The 18356-nt window shown below is 63.6% G+C and carries 17 protein-coding genes and 1 riboswitch; of the genes, 6 read left to right on the forward strand and 11 right to left on the reverse strand.

Translation table 11 applies throughout. The annotated features are described in order from the left end of the window. On the reverse strand, nucleotides 1-1140 hold the full coding sequence (dinB, locus tag ACRANW_RS05460) for a DNA polymerase IV (RefSeq protein ID WP_479433520.1): 1140 nt from the start codon (nucleotides 1138-1140) through the stop codon (nucleotides 1-3). A gap of 129 nt (nucleotides 1141-1269) precedes the next feature. Between dinB and ACRANW_RS05465 the strand changes: the two genes are divergently transcribed. After that, entirely contained in the window at nucleotides 1270-2544 is a 1275-nt protein-coding gene (locus tag ACRANW_RS05465; RefSeq protein ID WP_479433521.1) for a multidrug effflux MFS transporter, read from the forward strand. A 3-nt stretch (nucleotides 2545-2547) separates the two neighbouring features. On the opposite strand, the gene ACRANW_RS05470 is transcribed toward ACRANW_RS05465, so the two are convergent. Then, nucleotides 2548-2712, reverse strand: a complete 165-nt coding sequence (locus ACRANW_RS05470; RefSeq protein ID WP_479434003.1) for a hypothetical protein — start codon at nucleotides 2710-2712, stop codon at nucleotides 2548-2550. Nucleotides 2713-2758: 46 nt separating this feature from the next. On the opposite strand from ACRANW_RS05470, the gene ACRANW_RS05475 reads away from it, so the two are divergent. Next, nucleotides 2759-3819, forward strand: a protein-coding gene (locus tag ACRANW_RS05475; RefSeq protein ID WP_479431320.1) for an IS630 family transposase whose coding sequence is annotated in 2 segments (ribosomal slippage) — nucleotides 2759-3251 and nucleotides 3251-3819 — 1062 coding nt in all. Because the reading frame shifts where the segments join, the coding sequence is not laid out codon by codon here. Here the strand turns inward: ACRANW_RS05475 and ACRANW_RS05480 are convergent. From ACRANW_RS05480 to crtY, 7 genes are all read right to left on the reverse strand, one after another. After that, the gene (locus ACRANW_RS05480; RefSeq protein ID WP_479433522.1) at nucleotides 3765-5267 is read right to left on the reverse strand and encodes an acyl-CoA carboxylase subunit beta; all 1503 of its coding nucleotides are present in this window, start codon (nucleotides 5265-5267) and stop codon (nucleotides 3765-3767) included. The genes ACRANW_RS05475 and ACRANW_RS05480 overlap by 55 nt on opposite strands. Before the next feature lie 107 nt (nucleotides 5268-5374). After that, the gene (locus ACRANW_RS05485) at nucleotides 5375-7243 is read right to left on the reverse strand and encodes an acetyl/propionyl/methylcrotonyl-CoA carboxylase subunit alpha (protein ID WP_479433523.1); all 1869 of its coding nucleotides are present in this window, start codon (nucleotides 7241-7243) and stop codon (nucleotides 5375-5377) included. Nucleotides 7244-7380: 137 nt separating this feature from the next. Continuing rightward, nucleotides 7381-8331: a phytoene/squalene synthase family protein gene (locus ACRANW_RS05490; RefSeq protein WP_479433524.1), complete on the reverse strand. Its 951-nt coding sequence runs from the start codon at nucleotides 8329-8331 to the stop codon at nucleotides 7381-7383. A gap of 9 nt (nucleotides 8332-8340) precedes the next feature. Continuing rightward, nucleotides 8341-8922, reverse strand: a complete 582-nt coding sequence (locus tag ACRANW_RS05495) for an LOG family protein (RefSeq protein WP_479433525.1) — start codon at nucleotides 8920-8922, stop codon at nucleotides 8341-8343. Next, on the reverse strand, nucleotides 8919-9341 hold the full coding sequence (locus tag ACRANW_RS05500; RefSeq protein WP_479433526.1) for a hypothetical protein: 423 nt from the start codon (nucleotides 9339-9341) through the stop codon (nucleotides 8919-8921). The genes ACRANW_RS05495 and ACRANW_RS05500 overlap by 4 nt, the downstream gene beginning before the upstream one ends. Then, a complete protein-coding gene (locus ACRANW_RS05505; RefSeq protein ID WP_479433527.1) occupies nucleotides 9338-10912 on the reverse strand; it encodes a phytoene desaturase in 1575 nt (524 codons plus the stop codon). The genes ACRANW_RS05500 and ACRANW_RS05505 overlap by 4 nt, the downstream gene beginning before the upstream one ends. Next, nucleotides 10909-12171: a lycopene beta-cyclase CrtY gene (gene crtY / locus ACRANW_RS05510; protein WP_479433528.1), complete on the reverse strand. Its 1263-nt coding sequence runs from the start codon at nucleotides 12169-12171 to the stop codon at nucleotides 10909-10911. The genes ACRANW_RS05505 and crtY overlap by 4 nt, the downstream gene beginning before the upstream one ends. A gap of 144 nt (nucleotides 12172-12315) precedes the next feature. On the opposite strand from crtY, the gene ACRANW_RS05515 reads away from it, so the two are divergent. Both ACRANW_RS05515 and ACRANW_RS05520 read left to right on the forward strand, forming a co-directional pair. Then, the gene (locus ACRANW_RS05515; protein ID WP_479433529.1) at nucleotides 12316-13299 is read left to right on the forward strand and encodes a MipA/OmpV family protein; all 984 of its coding nucleotides are present in this window, start codon (nucleotides 12316-12318) and stop codon (nucleotides 13297-13299) included. A 131-nt stretch (nucleotides 13300-13430) separates the two neighbouring features. Continuing rightward, nucleotides 13431-14741 (forward strand): metal-dependent hydrolase family protein, encoded by a 1311-nt coding sequence (locus tag ACRANW_RS05520; protein WP_479433530.1) that lies wholly within the window; start codon nucleotides 13431-13433, stop codon nucleotides 14739-14741. A 58-nt stretch (nucleotides 14742-14799) separates the two neighbouring features. On the opposite strand, the gene ACRANW_RS05525 is transcribed toward ACRANW_RS05520, so the two are convergent. Both ACRANW_RS05525 and ACRANW_RS05530 read right to left on the reverse strand, forming a co-directional pair. Further along, nucleotides 14800-15102: a transcriptional regulator gene (locus tag ACRANW_RS05525; RefSeq protein WP_479433531.1), complete on the reverse strand. Its 303-nt coding sequence runs from the start codon at nucleotides 15100-15102 to the stop codon at nucleotides 14800-14802. Next, the gene (locus ACRANW_RS05530; protein ID WP_479433532.1) at nucleotides 15099-15551 is read right to left on the reverse strand and encodes a hypothetical protein; all 453 of its coding nucleotides are present in this window, start codon (nucleotides 15549-15551) and stop codon (nucleotides 15099-15101) included. The genes ACRANW_RS05525 and ACRANW_RS05530 overlap by 4 nt, the downstream gene beginning before the upstream one ends. Before the next feature lie 174 nt (nucleotides 15552-15725). Beyond that, a riboswitch (TPP riboswitch) is annotated at nucleotides 15726-15835 on the forward strand. Between the two features lie 40 nt (nucleotides 15836-15875). On the opposite strand from ACRANW_RS05530, the gene thiC reads away from it, so the two are divergent. Both thiC and ACRANW_RS05540 read left to right on the forward strand, forming a co-directional pair. Beyond that, nucleotides 15876-17780 (forward strand): phosphomethylpyrimidine synthase ThiC, encoded by a 1905-nt coding sequence (gene thiC / locus ACRANW_RS05535; protein ID WP_479433533.1) that lies wholly within the window; start codon nucleotides 15876-15878, stop codon nucleotides 17778-17780. Next, nucleotides 17773-18351, forward strand: a complete 579-nt coding sequence (locus ACRANW_RS05540) for a DUF3833 family protein (protein ID WP_479433534.1) — start codon at nucleotides 17773-17775, stop codon at nucleotides 18349-18351. Before thiC ends, ACRANW_RS05540 begins: the two co-directional genes overlap by 8 nt. The last annotated feature ends 5 nt before the right edge of the window (nucleotides 18352-18356 follow it).

The raw sequence follows: 18356 nt of genomic DNA on the forward strand, positions 1-18356 counted from the left end.
CTAGAGCAGCGACAGCTGCGCCGTATCGCGGGCGGGCTTTTCCATTTGCGCGCCTTCCAGATTTCCCAGCGTCAGCCCCATCAGGCGGATCGGCCCGCGCAACGGCAGTTCGGCCTCCAGCAGTGCGCGTGACACGCCTGCAAACTGCGCCTTGCCGCTGACGTAATCAGACAGCGACGTGCTGCGCGTAATGATCTGAAAATCAGTGAACTTCAGTTTCAGCGTGACCGTGCGCCCCCGTGCCCCCGCTGTTTCAATCCGGTCCCAGACAATGTCGATGATCGTCTCCAGCGTATCGCGCAAGGCCGCGCCGCTGCCGATATCGTCCGAAAAGGTCCGCTCCCCGCCCACCGACTTGCGCACCCTGTGCGCGGATACAGGGCGCAGATCAATGCCGCGGGCGGCGCGGTACAGGTAATCGGCCATGTTGCCGAAGGCGCTGCGCAAAAACGCGATGTCCTTGCCCGCCAGATCCGCGCCGGTGGCGATGCCGAGCGCCTGCATCTTGGCCTCCGCCTTGGGGCCGACCCCGTGGAAACGCCGGATCGGCAGGCCCGCGACGAAAGCCGCACCTTCGCCCGGGCGGATCACGCACAGCCCATCGGGCTTGTTCTGATCGCTGGCGAGCTTGGCGAGGAACTTGTTGTAGCTCACACCTGCGCTGGCGGTCAGCCGCGTCTTGGCGCGGATTTCCTGCCGGATCAGGGTGGCGATGCGCGTTGCGCTGCCAAATCCGAGGCGGTCTTCGGTCACATCGAGATAAGCTTCATCCAGGCTCAGCGGCTCGATGATCGGCGTGTAATGTTCGAACACACGGCGGATCTGGCGGCTGGCTTCCTTGTAGGCATCAAAGCGCGGGCGCACGAAGATGAGATCGGGGCACAACCGGCTGGCGGTGACCGACGGCATGGCGCTGCGCACGCCGAACACCCGCGCTTCGTAGCTGGCGGCGGCCACCACGCCGCGCCCGCCCGCGCCGCCCACCGCCACCGGCTTGCCCTTGAGCGATGGGTCGTCGCGCTGTTCCACGCTGGCGAAGAAGGCATCCATGTCGACATGGATGATCTTGCGCAAGCCGCTGAGCCCGCTGCCGTGCCCGCTGACGTTTTCGTCATCCTCGTCCAAGCTGCGCGAAACCATAGTGCCTCAATAGCGGCGCGCACGCCTGCACGAAACCACGGGGGCGGAACCTTTGCGGTTTCCATCACTTTTCTGCACATGCGAAAAGAAGTCTGTGCAAGCGGTGCGCCATTGGGCAAGGGGGGCGGTATGGCGACCCAGGCATCATCTCCCGCTGATGCGGCGCACAAGCCGCTGGGTGAGCGTGAGCTTATCTGGATGATGGCGATGTTGATGGCGTTGCAGGCGTTTGGCATTGACGCAATCCTGCCGGCGCTTGATCGGCTTGCCGTCGCGCTGTCGGTCGAGGGCAATGACCGGCAATTCGTGATTGGCGCCTATCTGCTGGCATCGGGCATCGGCGCACTGGTGCCCGGCGCGCTGGCCGACCGGTTTGGCCGTCGCCCGATCCTGCTGGCCTCGATTGCAGCCTATATCGCGCTGTCGCTGGCAAGTGCGCTGGCCGGCACGTTTGCCGAATTGATCACGATCCGTGCGATGCAGGGGTTTTTTGGCGCGGCGATCATCGCGCTGCCGCCTGCCATTATCCGTGACCGCGTCGGCGGTGACAAAATGGCCCGCATGATGAGCCTGATCTTCGTGATTTTCCTGATGGTGCCTGCGATTGCGCCCACCCTTGGGGAATTGATTCTGCTGGTGGCGGATTGGCGCGCGATTTTTGCCGCCATGGCAATCCAAGGCGTGGTGATCGGCGCGTGGGTGTATTTCCGCCTGCCCGAAAGCCTGTCGCCCGAAAATCGCCAGAAGATCGAAATTCGCGCCATCGCGGCCAACATGGGAACCGCGTTGAGCATGACCAGCGTGGTGGGTTACGTTTTTGGCAGCGCATTGGTGTTTGGTGCGCTGTTCGGTTTCATCAATTCCTCGCAGCAATTGATTTCCGAAACCTTTGGCGCAGGCGACATCTTCCCGCAGATCTTCGGCATCTGCGCCGGCTCCATGGCGATTGCCAGTTGGTCAAATTCACGCATTGTCGAACGGTTCGGCGCGCGCCGGGTGAGCCACACGGCCCTGTTTGCCTTTATCGCGGTGGCATCGTTGCAGGTGGTTTTCGCGTTTCGTGACAATGACAGCCTGTGGCTGTTCGTGCCGATGATGGCGATCAACATGGCGCTGCTGGGCTTTATCGGCAGCAATTTCGGCGCGATTGCGATGAACCCGTTCTTCACTATCGCGGGCGCGGCCAGTTCGGCGCACGGCTTTGTGCGCATGACAATGGCCGCAGTTCTGGGCGCTGGCATCGGTTATGCGTTTGATGGCACGGCCCGTCCGTTAGCGCTGGCGCTGCTGGCAAGCGGGCTTGCCTGTCTGCTGCTGGTGCTGTTCAGCGAAAAGGGCAAGCTGTTCGGGGCGTCGTCGCCCGACATGGCCGAGGGACAAAGAGCCGCGAAGGTGTTCGAGTAGCGGTCAGCCGTCGCTCTCTAACCGCCGCCACGCAAGGCCTGCAAATTCACACAGCAACGGGCGCGTGTCGCGCGGGTCGATGATGTCTTCGACATTGAAGCGTTCGGCCGAGCGAAACGGTGATGTTATACCAAATCCCGATGAGGCTGACTCATGGGGGATTTCCAAGGCGCTGATTTTCTGATTCACCGGAGCAAGCACGAGGAGGCTTGCGATGGCGACGGCGATTGGTGTTCGATCAGATTTCACTTCGCGGGATTTGAGCCGATTTTCCCGACGATGTGACGATCCGGATCAGGTACGGCGGTTGTTGGCGTTGGGCTTGATCCTGGACGGCAGCAGCCGGAGCGAAGCGGCCAAAGCGGCTGGCGTGACGCTGCAGGTCGTGCGGGATTGGGTGATCCGCTTCAATGCTGATGGCCCGGACGGGCTGATGTCACGCAAGGCCCCCGGCAAAGTCTCGATTCTGAGCGATGAGCAGCGCCGCGCTCTTGCGCAGCAAGTTGAAGCAGGCCCGATTCCTGCGGCGCACGGGGTTGTCCGCTGGCGTCTCATCGATCTGGCGCAGTGGGTGTGGGATGAGTTTGGCCTGTCGATTACCAAACAGACGCTGAGCCGTGAGATGCGCGCGCTGGGCTTCCGCAAGCTCTCGGCCCGCCCTCGTCATCGTGGCCAGAAAGCGGATGACATTGCCGATTTTAAAAAAACTTCGCAGGCCAGTTGGCAAAAATCCGACTATCCTTGCCGCACGGCACCGCGATAGAACTGTGGTGGCAAGATGAGGCGCGCATAGGCCAACAGACCAAGCTCACCCGCCGCTGGGCCAAGCGCGGAACCCGGCCCTGTGCGCCCAAAGACCAGCGCCGGGCCTCAGCCTGGATCTTCGGGGCCATCTGTCCCGCCGAGGGCAAGGGTGCTGGCATCGTCATGCCCCGTTGCAACAGCGAGGCCATGAGCATGCACCTCGAAGAGATCGCCTTCCACGTCGCGCCGGGGGCGCATGCCGTCTTGATCCTCGATCAGGCCGGATGGCATGGCTCGGCGGAACTGGTCGTGCCCGCCAACATCACTCTCATGCCGCTGCCGCCCAGGTGCCCGGAGCTCAACCCCGTCGAAAACGTCTGGCAGTTCATGCGCGACAACTGGCTCTCCAACCGCATCTTCTCATCCTACGACGACATCGTCGACCATTGCTGCTTCGCTTGGAACAAGCTCGTCGATCAGCCCTGGCGCATCATGTCCATCGGCATGCGCCAATGGGCGCATGGGTTCTGATCAATGGGACTTGGTATTACGCGTCCCAGCCGGTCGTGGATCTCCTCCAGCAGCGCAGCGGGATCATCGGCGGCCTCCAATTCGGCCTTGTAAGCGACTTCCAAGCCCCCCGCGATTGGAAGGCTTCCCCAATCGCCGCTCGGCCAGCAATAGCGGTACTGGTAGCGGTCGGCGTTGCTCATCGCGCTGCCCGCAATGCCATAGGCGCGGCGCAGCACGATGCTGGCGAGCGGCACGGTGGCGCGGTAGATCGCATTCATGGCATTGACCCCGTATCGGATCGTGCCGGCCATTTCCGCCTCGCGTCCGATCATGAAGCCGGGGTTGTCCACCAGATGCACGATCGGCAGGCGGAACTGGTCGGCGAGGCGGACGAAGCGTTCGACCTTCTCAGCTGTTTTGGCTTCCCATGATCCGCCCAGATAGCTCGGATCGCTCGCCACCACACACACCGGCCAGCCATCGAGCCGCGCAAAGGCAGTGATCGCGGCGCGGCCCCAGTGCTTGCCGATTTCGAACATGGTGCCGGTGTCGAACAGCATCTCCATGCAGCGGCGCATGGAATAGACCTGCTTGGGGTCACGCGGGACGAGGCTCAGCAACGCCTCCTCGCGGCGATCTGCCGGATCATCGCAGGCCGAACGACGCGCGGGCTGGCCGACATATTCGGGCATGAAGCTGAGGAAATGCCGCGCGCGGGCGAAGGCTTCGGCCTCGCTGGCAACCTCGTCATCGACCACGCCGTTGCGGGTGTGGATCGCGCTGCCGCCGAGCGCTTCCTTGGCCTCCTCGTGATTGGCCGCACCGCCTTTGTAAGCCTCGCCCAAGCCATCGACCACAGCGGGGCCGGCAGCGAAGATCTGGCTGAGGCCTTTGACCATGATCGAATAGTGGCTGGCCACGGTGCGTGCTGCGCCGAGGCCCGCCGTCGGCCCCAGCGCCAGCGCCACCACCGGCACGGTATCGAGGTTGGTCACCACATCGCCCCAGCCGGGCACCGCCGGGATATAGGTTGCGCCGATCTGTTCGAGCGTCTTGACGCTGCCGCCGCCGCCCGTCCCGTCGATCATGCGGATGATCGGGAGCCGCAGCTGGTGCGCCATCATCTCGGCCTGCACCATCTTGCGCGCGATGCCTGCATCCGCCGCGCCGCCGCGAATGGTAAAGTCGTCGGCGGTGGCCACGACCGGGCGACCATTGATCAGCGCTTTGCCGAACAGGAACGGGGCGGGGGTGACGCTTTGTAAATCGCCGTTGGCGTCATACTTCGCCGAGCCCGCGATCTTGCCGATCTCGCGGAAGGAGCCTTCGTCGCACAATGCCGCAAGCCGCGCGCGGGCGTCCATCTTGCCGCGCCCATGCTGGCGCGCAACCTTGTCCGCGCCGCCCATCTGTTCGGCCAGCGCCTCGCGGGCGCGCAGTTCTTCGAGTTCTTTCTGCCAGCTCAACGCCCACTCCCGTCATGCTGAACTTGTTTCAGCATCCATCCTTCGGCTTCGCGCCATGGTGCATGGGGCGAAATGGACCCTGAAACAAGTTCAGGGTGACGAGGTGGTTATTCGCTAGCAGGCACCACCCGGCACAGGACTGTGTCAACCTGCACCTGCCCGCCCGCTGTGACTGACAGCCCTTCGACCACCCCGTCGAACGGCGCGGCCAGCGCGTGTTCCATCTTCATCGCTTCGAGCACCATGAGCCGCTGCCCGCTGGTGACGGTCTGGCCTTCGCTGACATCGACCGCGATGACCTTCCCCGGCATCGGCGCGATGATCGCGCCGTCTGCGGCGGAGGCTTGGCCGGTGCCGCGTGCGGCGAACGGGCGCAATGCGAAGGTCTCGGCCGCTTCGTTGACCCACACCGTTGCGCCATCATCATATTGCAGCACGCCATCGAACGGACGCGCAGGATCGCCCATCACGACATTGCTGCCATGCATCATTGCCACGGCCGTGCGCGGGGTCGCGTTTAATCGAAACCCGGTCGGGGCAAGACCAGCGGGATCGCTCCCACGCCGAAGAAACGGCAAGGCCGCCTGATCGATCGCGGCAGGCGAAAGTTCAACCGCCTCGGCCCAGTGCGGGTGCCGCGCAATTAACCCGGTATCGAGCAGGCCCCCTTCAAATTCATCCGACGTCAGCGCCCGCAGCAGGAACGGCGCATTGGTCTTGACCGGATAGACCAGCAGTTCTTCGAGGCAGTCCTCCATCCGCCAGATCGCCGCTTCGCGGTCATCTGCGTGAACCACCAGCTTGGCGATCATCGGATCATAGTGAGGCGAAATCTCGTCGCCCTGTTCAACACCGGTCTCGATCCGGCTGTGGCCATCGTCGATCGAGAACATTTCGAGCCGACCAATGCTCGGCAGAAACCCCTTCGCAGGGTCCTCCGCATAAAGCCGCGCCTCGATGGCATGGCCGTTGATCGACAGCTCCTCTTGGGCGAGGGGCAGCGGCTCCCCGCTCGCGACCCGCAACTGCCATTCGACCAGATCGACCCCGGTGATTTCCTCGGTGACGGGATGCTCGACCTGAAGCCGGGTGTTCATCTCCATGAAGAAGATGTGGGTACTGCGCAGGCCTTCGCTGGCATCGGCGATGAATTCGATCGTGCCCGCGCCCTCGTAATTCACCGCTTGTGCCGCGCGCACGGCAGCGGCGCAGATTGCTTCGCGGGTGGCCGCGTCCATGCGGGGGGCGGGGGCTTCTTCGATCACCTTCTGGTGGCGGCGCTGGAGCGAGCAGTCGCGTTCGAACAGGTGGACGACATTGCCGTGGGTATCGCCGAACACCTGCACCTCGATATGGCGGGGCGCAGTGATCCACTTTTCCAGCAGCACATCATCATTGCCAAAGCTGGCCTTGGCCTCGCGGCGGCAGCTTTCCAGCATCGCGGCGAAATCTTCCGGCGCATCGACCTTGCGCATCCCCTTGCCGCCGCCGCCCGCGACAGCCTTGATGAGGACCGGGTAGCCGATCGCTTCGGCCTCGGCGGTGAGGCGTTCGAGCGACTGGTCCGCGCCGAGATAGCCCGGCGTCACCGGCACGCCCGCCTCGATCATGCGCGCCTTGGCTGCATCCTTCAGGCCCATCGCGCGGATGCTGGCGGGCTTGGGGCCGACCCAGATGAGGCCTGCGTCCAGCACGTCTTGCGCAAAATCGGCATTCTCGGAGAGGAAGCCGTAGCCCGGATGGATCGCATCAGCCCCCGTCTGCTTGGCCGCCGCAATAATCTTCGCGCCCACCAGATACGACTCAGCAGCGGGCGAGGGGCCGATATGCACTGCCTCGTCCGCTTGGCGCACGTGCAGCGCCTTGGCATCGGCATCGGAATAGACCGCGACGGTCGCGATCCCCATGCTTCGCGCAGTGCGGATAATGCGGCAGGCGATCTCGCCGCGATTGGCGATGAGGAGTTTGGTGATCATGGGAGGGGAGTAGTCCAGCTTTCCCCAAAAGAAAACCGTTCGCCCAGAGCTTGTCGAAGGGCTGCCCTTCCTTTTTGATCAAGCGCGCAAGCCCAGAAAACCAGTGCTTCGACAAGCTCAGCATGAATGGATGGGGGTTAGCTCGGCCGGTAATCCACGATGCCCCAGTCGATCCCGCCTTGCGGCATCTTCTCACGGTTGATCACCGCCGAAAGAAACGCGCGCACGCCATACAGCGCCTTCTCGGCCCGCGGCACGTAAGTGCGGGTCGCCCATGCCTCTGGACCGCGCTTGCGCACCTTGCGCCCGATCGCGCCGTAAATGCGCGCCGCGGACAGCACCGCCCAGCGGCTGCGGAACGGCAACTTGGCCGCGCCCACTCGCGCTGCGGCTTCGTGCTTTTCCACCAGCGCCACCAGCCGCGCGGTCATCGCGGCGAGTTCCTTGCGGTGGTGCGGCTTGGTGTGCTGGCCCGGCTCGATATCCTGCTCGACCAGCCAGATTTCGGGAAGATAGCACCGCCCCGCCGCGTCATCCTCGACAATATCGCGGGCGATGTTGGAAAGCTGGAAGGCCAGCCCCAGATCATTGGCACGGTCCAGCGTTTCCTTATCGTCCGGCGAAACGCCCATTACCACCGCCATCATCACGCCGACCGCGCCGGCCACGTGATAGCAATAGCGCAGCATGTCGGCTTCGGTACGCGGGCGCCAGTCTTCGGCGTCGAGCTGGAACCCGGCGATCACGTCCTCGGCCATCTGCGGGGTCAGACCCACTTCGTGAGCCACCACGCCCAGCGCGTCAAACGCCGGATCGCCGGTCGGCTGCTGCGCAAACGCCAGCGCGGTCAGGCGGCGGATGCGGGCGAGGCGCTCGGCCAGATCGGTCTGGTCACCCAGTTCCCCGCCCATGTCCTGATTGTCGGCAATGTCATCTGCGCGGCGGCACCATGCGTAAAGCAACCAAGCCCGCTCGCGCGTCTGCTTGTCGAACAGGCGGGCAGCCGCCGAAAAGCTCTGCGATCCGCGCTTGATCGAAAGCCGCGCATGTTCGACCAGCGCGGCGCGGGTGGTGGCATCAACCGCCATTGTGCGAACCTAGAGTTCCTCAGCCTTCATGTGGAAGATCGGTCTGTGCGGCTGATAATCGGCCATCTTGGCGAGCAGTTCGTTGATCGAGGTCGCTGCGATCAGGATGTTCTGATGCGCGGGCCGCACGAAACCTACCGCGGCCATCTTCGCGTTGAAGGCGAGCAGATCGTCATAAAAGCCAAACGCGTTGAGCAGGCCCACAGGCTTGGAGTGATAGCCCAGCTGCGACCAGCTCATCGCTTCCCACAGCTCGTCCATCGTGCCCACCCCGCCGGGGATGGTGACAAAGCCGTCCGACAGATCGGTAAAACGTTGCTTGCGCTCGTGCATCCCGCTGACCGTGAGGAGTTCATCGCAATCGTGATTGGCGACTTCGGCCTTGACCAGATGTTCAGGGATAATGCCGATGACTTCACCGCCGGCGTCCTTGGCGCCCTTCGCCACCGCGCCCATCAGACCCAGCTTGCCCCCGCCATAGACAACGCCGATTCTGCGCCCGGCCAACTGTGCGCCGACATCGTAGGCCAGTTGGATATAGCGCGGATCTTCGGGCGAAGCCGAACCGCAATAGACGGCGAGACGTTTCATTTCGTCGGCTCTGCCTCGGCGCAGGCATGGGCCAGAATGGCAAGATCGCCCTGCGAGAGCGGTGTATCGTTGAAGTCCATTGTCACCTTCGTCATGGCAGGCCGGAACTGGTCACCATAGCGTGACTGGAACAACCAGGATTCTTTCATTCCGATCGTTTGCGCCGCGCAATCCACCGCCATGATCGCATCAAACACCATCGGCGCGCCGTCGCTGTCGGTCAGGTTCATGCGCATCATCACCAGCGCCACCGGGCGGCCGTCCACCGCGCCGCTGTCATGCCATGCCGAGTCGATCCAACCTTCGCCGGCATCGTCGATCGCAACAGGTTTCCATGTTGCCTGATGGCTTCCGGCAGCTAGCGGCGAGGGGCCCAGCGCCGCCGCCGAAGCGGCCAGCGCCAGCAGCGCACCGATCATGCGTTCACCTTGACCGCCAGATCCTCCAGCATCAGACCGGCGGTTGCCTTCGCGCTGCCGACGACACCGGGAATACCCGCGCCCGGATGGGTGCCAGCGCCGACGAGGTAGTAATTGTCGATCACGTCATCGCGGTTGTGGCCGCGCAGGTAGGCGCTTTGCCACAAGACCGGCTCAAGGCTAAAGGCGCTGCCCATGTGGGCGTTCAAGTCCTGCTTGAAGTCCTTCGGCGCGTAGCTGAACTTGGTGACGATCCGGTCGTGGATGTCGGGGATCAGGCGACGCCCGAGTTCATCGAGGATCATCTTTTCCAGCTTCGGCCCGACTTCGTCCCAATCGAGCGGCATCTTGCCCATGTGGCTGACGGGGACGAGCGCGTAGAACGTGCTCTTGCCCGCAGGCGCCATGCTCGGATCGGTCACGGTGGGATGGTGGAGATAGATCGCGAAATCTTCCGGCACCACGCCGTTCTTGTAGATGTCGTCGAGCAGACCCTTATACCGCTTGGCAAACAGGATCATGTGGTGCGGAATACCGGGCCAGGTGCCTTCCAGACCAAAGTGCACCACGAACAGCGAAGGCGAGTAGCTCTTGCGGTTCAGGCTCTTGGCCATCTTCTTGCCGCGCTCTGAACCGGACAGCAGATCCTTGTAGGAATGCATGATGTCGGCGTTGGATGCCACGGCGTCAAAGCGTTGGCGAAACCCGCTCTTGGTTTCGACTTCGGTGGCCTTGGTACCCAGCGTGTGGACCTGCACCACCGGATCGCCGACCCGCATCGTGCCGCCGAGCCGCTCGAAATGGCGCACCATGCCGGCGATCAGGCGATTGGTGCCGCCGCGCGCCCACCAGACACCGCCATCTTTCTCCAGCTTGTGGATCAAGGCATAGATCGATGAGGTGTTCATCGGGTTGCCGCCCACCAGCAGCGAATGGAAGCTGAAGGCTTCACGCAGCTTGGGGTGTTCGATGTAGCTCGATACCATCGAATAGACCGAGCGCCAGGCCTGCTCCTTGATCAAGGCCGGGGCAGCCTTCAGCATCGATTTGAAATCGAGGAACGGCTTGGTGCCTAGCTTGAGATAGCCTTCCTCATACACCCGCGCCGAATATTCGAGGAAGCGGGCATAGCCTGCCACATCCGCCGGGTTCAGCTTGGCGATTTCGGCGTTGAGTTCGTCTTCGTCGTTCGAATATTCAAAGTTAGTGCCATCGGGCCAGTTGAGGCGATAGAACGGCATGACCTTCATCAGTTCGACATCTTCGGCGATGTCGTGGCCGGTCAGTTGCCACAATTCCTCAAGGCAGGGCGGATCGGTGATCACGGTCGGGCCGCCATCGAAGGTGAAGCCATCGCGTTCCCAGAAATAGGCGCGCCCGCCCGGCTTGTCGCGGCTTTCGATCACGGTAGTGGTAATCCCCGCGGACTGCAGCCGCAGTGCGAGCGCCATGCCGCCAAAGCCCGAACCGATCACGCAGGCGGTCTTGCCCGCATAGCGTTCGGCAAGGATCGGGTTCACACCCTTGCCCGTGGTTGCACCCGAAAGGTTGAGCTTTGCATCGGCGTTCATGCCGGGGTCTCCATGTTGTAAGGCTTGGTGTCCAGGGGTTTCCCGGAGGAAAATAGCGCACGGATAGCACGCGGAACAGCTACGGGCGGCTTGCCTGTGAGGATGCGCAGGCGATCAGACCAAGTTGATCGGCCCGCGTAGAACCGTTCGACCAGCGCGCCGCGCAAGGCATAGAAATGCTCGAACACCACCACCCGCTTGGCCGGTTCCGCGGCCTCGAACAGCATCCGGCTGAGCATCCGGTAATAGGCGGTGGCCCTCCAGTGGCGCTTGGACCGGCGCTGACAAAAGGCCGCCAGTTCCGCGCCGGTCAGCGCCGGACGGCTGGCGATAAGGTGTGCAATCGCCAGCGCATTATCCACCGCGAAGGGCAAGGTGTAGCTGGTCAGCGGATGCGAAAAGCCGCCGCGTGCGCCCGCCAGCGCGACGCCGGGGATCGCGACTTCGGCCAGCGCGGCATTGAAATCTCCGCCTGAAATCACGGGTAGGATGCCTGCCTCGGAATCGACAATTTCGCCCTTCCAGCCGTTGCGATGCGCATATTCGGCCACCCGGCCCTTCAGCACATCGGCATCCATCTTGGGCTGATCGGCATAATAGGTGTCTTCGATGAACACATCGGTGGGTGACAGCGGCAGGACATAGACAAACCGGTAAGCCGCGCCGTTGCCGTGCGGGGCGAGCTGGTCGACGCTGGCGTCCATGATGATGGGCCGCGTGAGGCCGTGCGGCGTCTCGCACCGGAATTGCTGGCCAAGAAACACCTGCCAGCCGCCCGACAGCGCTGCCGATGCCTTGAACGGACGGCAATCAATCACACGCTGCGCGGCAAGACGCGTGCCGTTGGCCAAGGTCACGCCGCTGGCGTCGAGCGCTGCGGCCTTGGTGTGCAGCATCACGCGGTCAGCCGGCAGTTCGGCCATAAGCTTGGTATGGAATTCAGCGCTGGCTAGCGAGCGATAGGCGGTCGGCAACGTACGGCCCAGGCTGGGGAAGGTGATGTCATAGCCTTCATCCCAGCCATTGAGATCGAAGCCTGCCATCAATCCACGCGCCTTGGGGCGAATGTCGGTCTCGAACCAGCTCCAGCGGTGGTGCCCGCCCAAGCTGCGCCCGGCCTCAATCACGACAAAACGGCAATCAGGGGCATGACGATGCAGCGCGAGTGCAATCAATCCGCCAGCAAGCCCGCCGCCGACGATGATAACGTCATGAGGGGCCGTGTTTGGCGTGTCATTGGTTTGCGGTGAATCGACCATCTCGTTATGCCCTACGCGAGGGCGCGGCATACGGCAATCGCTCGCACGCTAGACCTTCGCAAATTGCATGTTGCAACATAACGCGGAAACAATAGAGCGGAGCCGGGTTTCTGTCCCCAAACCCCCTTGCCAAGGATCGCACCCGTGAAGCATCGTTTCTCTATCGGCCCTGCTGGCGTTGCACTTTGGTGTGCCACTTTCTGCGCCGGCCCAGCTTTTGCCTCCGAAGGCGAGGCAACGACCGAGACACGCGTGGCCGCAGCCGCTACCGACACCGATACCGAAACGGTCGCAGTATCGGTGCAGTCTGCGGCGCAAACCTCGCCTGCCGGTGCTCCGCCTTTCACATTCAGCAAGCCGGTGTTTGATGAGACGTGGGCCACGATCGGCATCGGTGTCGGCATGGTACCAAGCTATGCCGGGTCGGATGATTACATAGCGTTCCCCTTGCCCCTGATTGTAGGCCGGTTGGGCGGAGTGGGGATCAGCCCCAATGGCCCCGGCTTCGTGCTCGACCTGAACCCCGGCAAGCCCGGCCTTGTGCCGCGCAAGGGCCCGCGGCTCAGCTTTGGCCCTGCCTTCCGCTTCCGCAATGATCGCAACAACCGCATCCGTGACGAAGTGGTGGCCCGCGCGGGCAAGCTGGATGCGGCGCTGGAAGTTGGCGGCAATGTCGCGGTCAGTTTTCCGGGCGTGTTCAAGCCGTTCGATCAGGTCAGCGTTGGCGTGCAGGCGCGCTGGGATGTGCTGGGCGCGCATGAAGGCATGATCATCGAACCGCAAATCGGTTACCGCGCGCTGGTCGGCAAGGCGATCACCTTGCAGGCACAGGTCAGTGCTGAAGTCGTCGACAATAATTTTGCCGATTACTATTTCTCCGTCGGATCCGCGCAGGCGGCGGCCACGGGACTTGCGGGATTCCGGGCTGATGGCGGATTGAATCGGATCGGCACGGTCGCGATCCTCGCCTATGATCTTGACCGCAACCCCTTGAATGGTGGGTGGAGCCTGACCGGTGTCGGCGGCTATTCCCGCCTGATCGGTGATAGCGCCAACACGCCTTACACCCGGCTGCGCGGCGATGCCGACCAGTTCATCGTCGGCGCGGGGCTGGCTTACACCTTCTGATGCTGTGCTGACGTAGGGCAGGCGAGGCGTGTCTATGCCCCGGTCCGCGATTCGTCCCGACCCGCTTGCCTTGCCGATACACTCGCGCCATCAGGGGGCCGAGTTACCGTATGGCAAGGGGAGACACGATCATGCAGGCAGTGCGCAACAGGATTATCGCAGGGTTGGCCCTGGCCGGGACGATGCTGGCCGGAACGACGCTGGTGGCCACGCCGCTCGCCGCCGAAACCGTGGCGATCCGCGCGGGCAGTGTGCTGACCGACGCCGCCGCCGATCCCACGGGCGCGGCCACGATCCTTGTCACTGATGGCACGATCGTCTCGATCACGCCGGGTCACGGCCCGCTCGCAGACGGTGTAACCGCTGACCGCGAGATCGACCTCAAGACCAAGACCGTGCTGCCCGGCCTGATCGACCTCCACACCCACCTGACCGGCGATCCGGGCGGCGACTTTTGGAAGGAAGCGACTGAGGCCGACGAATGGGGCGTGGTCGTGGGCGCCAAGAATGCGCGCCTGACCGCGCTGGCCGGGTTCACCACCGTACGCGAAGCGGGCAGCGGGCGCGACACCGCCTTTGCGCTGCGGCGCGGCACGGCGGAAGGCATGGTGCCCGGCCCGCGTATCCTGGCCGCCGGCCCGGCGCTGGCGATCATCGGTGGGCACGCCGACGTCAACGGGTTCCGGCCCGAAGTCAACGAACTGCTCGACAGCGGCTTTACCTGCACCGGCGCGGTGGAATGTGCGAGCAAAGTGCGGCTCGCCAGCCAGAACGGCGCGGACGTGATCAAGATCACCGCGACCGGCGGCGTGCTGAGCCAGCAGGGCCGCGGCCTTGAAGCGCATTTCACCCCCGAGGAAATGAAGGCGATTGCCGACACCGCCCATTCGCTCGGCCTGAAAGTCATGGCCCACGCCCACGGCGCACGCGGCATCCAGCAGGCCGCCGAAGCCGGGATCGATTCGATCGAGCATGGCACCTATCTTGATGAAGCTGCGGCCCGCGCGATGAAGGCCAATGGCACGGTGCTGGTGCCGACCCTGATGGCGCTGGAGGGCGTATCCGAAGGGTTGGGCAAAGGCATCTACACCCCCGTGGTCGAAAACAAGATCCGCGCCGTGCAGCCGTTGATGGCCTCATTGGTAAGCCGCGCTCGCCAATTCGGCGTGACGGTTGTCTTTGGCACAGATGCGGGCGTGTATCAGCATGGCCGCAATGCCGAAGAACTGGCCTTGATGAAGAAGCAGGGCATGACCGACCGCGAAGTCCTTGCCAGCGCCACCACTGCCGCGGCGAAGGTGCTCGGCATGGAAAACCAGATCGGCAAGCTCGCCCCAGGTTACTCGGCGGACATCATCGCGGTGGACGGCAATCCGCTGGCCGATGTCAGCGTGCTGGAGCAGGTCGATTTCGTGATGGTGCGGGGGCGGGTGATCGAGTGAGGCGTGACACGCTGTCCTTCATGCCTTCATGGCTGGGACCGGCCGTCCTGCGCAAAGCTTAGCCAATCGCCGCCTGCGCGCTGTCGACCAATGCCTGCAGCGCGGCCATATGTGCCCGGAAAGCCTTGGCTCCCTTGGGAGTGAACGCCGCCCAGGTCCGCTGCCGCCCATCCTGAGCGGCCTTGCGCAAGGTGACATAGCCCGCCTCTGCAAGGGCCGAGAGGTGTTTGGACAGCACTGAATCGCTGACCTGCGTGATGTCGCGCAAGGTCGCGAATTCCACGTCCTCGACCTGCGCCAGCACAGCCGCAATCTGGAGCCGGGCGGGCGCGTGCAGGACCGTGTCGATTTCGCCCGTCATAGCGTTTCGCCCCGTAGGTCGCGGCCGTAGAACCCTTGCCATAAGTAGCTGAGCGCGGTGGCGCCTATGATCACCGCCGCCAGCAGGATCCAGAACACCGGCTGTTCGCGCTGCGGCTCGGACATGCCCAGCCGTACATAGAGGCACGCAGCCACCGCGAGGGCGAGAAAAAGAAAGGAGACCCACAGGGTCCGGCCCGGCGTCCAGCCGCTGACGAACATCCCGTAACGCTTCCTGTCGTGGTTCTTGAGGTAAAGCGCAAACAGAACCACTCCAAAGCTGGCGACAACCGATAATCCGCTGTCCAGCGTCTGGCTGACCATCAGCGCGCCCATGGCAAGGCCCACAGCCAGATGCCGCCAGAAGGGCCATACCATCCGCTGCGCAAGGCGCTGCTCGGTGGCGCGAATTTCGGCCATCGCGGCGCGGGCTTCGTCGATATCGGTCACGCTATGCTCCTTTCAGGGGACGGTTGGCCGGGCGCGGCTGCTCGTCAGTTTCCATGATGGAAAGTGAGATAGTCATCTTTTTCCGATTCGGAAAGTGATAAGTTTCCATACTGGAAAGTTTCGCTTGATGCGCCTGCAATCGCCTCGACATGGCCGCAAACAGCCTCTAATAAAGCGCAATCCCCGGGGAGCGCGCTCGCGCTGAGAGGGGCGGTTAGCATCGCCCGACCCGTTGAACCTGAACCGATTAGCATCGGCGGAGGGAGTGGGCTGGTCGTCGCGCCAAAACCCCGCTCGCTTTCCGCCTTGAGGAGAGAGCGTAACATGGCCGACATCAATAGCCCCGTCGAAATCGGCGTCACCACCGGGCCAATCCGGGGCAGCCGCAAGATCCATGTCGGTGCGCGCACCGGCTCCGGCATCCGCGTCGCCATGCGCGAGATTGATCTTGAGGGCGGCGAGCCGAGCGTGCGCGTCTATGACACCTCCGGCCCCTACACTGACCCCGATGCCCATATCGACATCAACGCCGGCCTGCCTCAGCTGCGCCGTGACTGGATCATGGCCCGCGGCGATGTCGAGGCTTACGAAGGCCGCGAGATCAAGCCTGAGGACAACGGACAACTTGGCCCCGATCGTTCAGGCGGCGTCCCGCAATTTCCCAATCCGGTCAAGCGCCCCTTGCGTGCCAAAGCCGGCATGAACGTCAGCCAGATGCACTATGCGCGGGCCGGCATCATCACGCCGGAAATGGAATATGTGGCGGAACGCGAGAACCTGGGCCGCGAAATCGCTGCCGACATGGTGCGCGACGGCGAAAGCTGGGGCGCGACAATCCCCACGATCATTACGCCGGAATTCGTGCGCGATGAAATTGCTCGCGGGCGCGCGATCATCCCTAACAACATCAACCACCCCGAAAGCGAACCGATGGCGATCGGGCGCAATTTCCTCGTCAAGATCAACGCCAATATCGGCAACTCTGCCGTGGCATCGAATGTCGCCACCGAAGTCGACAAGATGGTGTGGGCGACCCGCTGGGGTGCGGACACGATCATGGATTTGTCCACGGGCCGCAACATTCACGACACCCGCGAATGGATCATCCGCAACTCTGCCGTCCCGGTCGGCACCGTGCCGCTGTATCAGGCGCTCGAAAAAGTTGGCGGCGTGGCCGAGGAGCTGACGTGGGACATCTTCCGCGACACGCTGATCGAACAGGCCGAACAGGGCGTGGATTACTTCACCATCCACGCCGGCGTGCGGCTCGCCTATGTCCCGATGGCGGCCAAGCGCGTCACCGGGATCGTGTCACGCGGCGGCAGCATCATGGCGAAATGGTGCCTTGCCCATCACAAGGAAAGCTTCCTCTACGAGCATTTCGACGAGATCACGGAGATCATGAAGGCGTATGACATCGCCTATAGCCTCGGCGATGGTCTGCGCCCCGGCAGCATCGCCGATGCCAATGACGAAGCGCAATTCTCCGAGCTCTACACGCTGGGCGAGCTCACTCATCGTGCCTGGGCGCGCGATGTGCAGGTGATGATCGAAGGGCCGGGCCACGTGCCGATGCACAAGATCAAGGAGAATATGGAAAAGCAGCTGCAGGTCTGCGGCGAGGCCCCGTTCTACACGCTCGGGCCGCTCGTCACCGACATCGCGCCGGGTTACGACCACATCACCAGCGGCATCGGCGCGGCGCAGATCGGGTGGTATGGCTGTGCGATGCTGTGTTACGTCACGCCCAAGGAGCATCTGGGCCTGCCCGACCGGGACGACGTGAAGGTCGGCGTGATCACCTACAAGCTGGCGGCCCACGCGGCGGACTTGGCAAAATGCCACCCCGCCTCGCAGGTGCGCGACAATGCGCTCTCCAAAGCCCGCTTCGAATTCCGCTGGCGCGACCAGTTCAACCTCAGCTTGGACCCCGAAACCGCCGAGCAATATCACGATCAGACGCTGCCGGCGGAAGGCGCGAAGTCCGCGCATTTCTGCTCCATGTGCGGGCCCAAGTTCTGCTCGATGCAGATCAGCCAGGACGTGCGCGACTTTGCCGCCAAGCAGAACGCCAGCCCCGAAACCTTCCTCGCCTCGGAAAAGCTGGGCGCTGACACCGCCGAGGCCAGCCGTCAGGCCGCGCTCAAGGGCATGGCTCAGATGAGCGCCAAGTACCGCGAAGCCGGCAAACAGCTCTATGTGGGCCCAGGCGACCGTGAGCATGACTGACCTGCGCAAGGCCTTGGCGCGGGCGGGCGCGGCGGCGCTCGCCGTGCCCGCTCTGCTACTGACCGGATGCATCACCGCGCCCGAAGCGCCTGCGCCCATCGCCCGGGCCGAGGCACCGCAGTTCGATCCCTTCACCTTCTTCCTCGGCACCAGCCGCGGGGAAGGGGTGCTGACCAAGGCCTTCACCGATCCGGTCCCGGTGCGGGTGGAAAGCCACGGCACAATCGTGACTGAAGGTTTTCGCGAGTCCAGTTGGGCCGCGCCGCCGCGCCGGGTGATGGTGCTCGATCAGGTGGTGCATGAAGGGGACAAGCCCCCGCGCAAACGCCAGTGGCGCCTCACCGAAACCGCGCCGGGGATGTACGAGGGCACGCTGTCCAGCGCGATCGGGCCGGTGACGGGCCATGTCGATGGCAACCAGCTGGTGCTGGAGTTCCCGGTCAAAGGCAGCTTCAAAGTGCGCCAGGAACTCACCCTGTCACCCGATGGCCGCCGCGCCCATAATGTCATGCGCGCCAGCCAGTTGGGCGTGACTGCGGCGGTGTTTGTCGAGGATATCGTGCGCAATTAGGCTGC

It is taken from the genome of Erythrobacter sp. 'gip.4 top 5' (genome assembly GCF_056495765.1).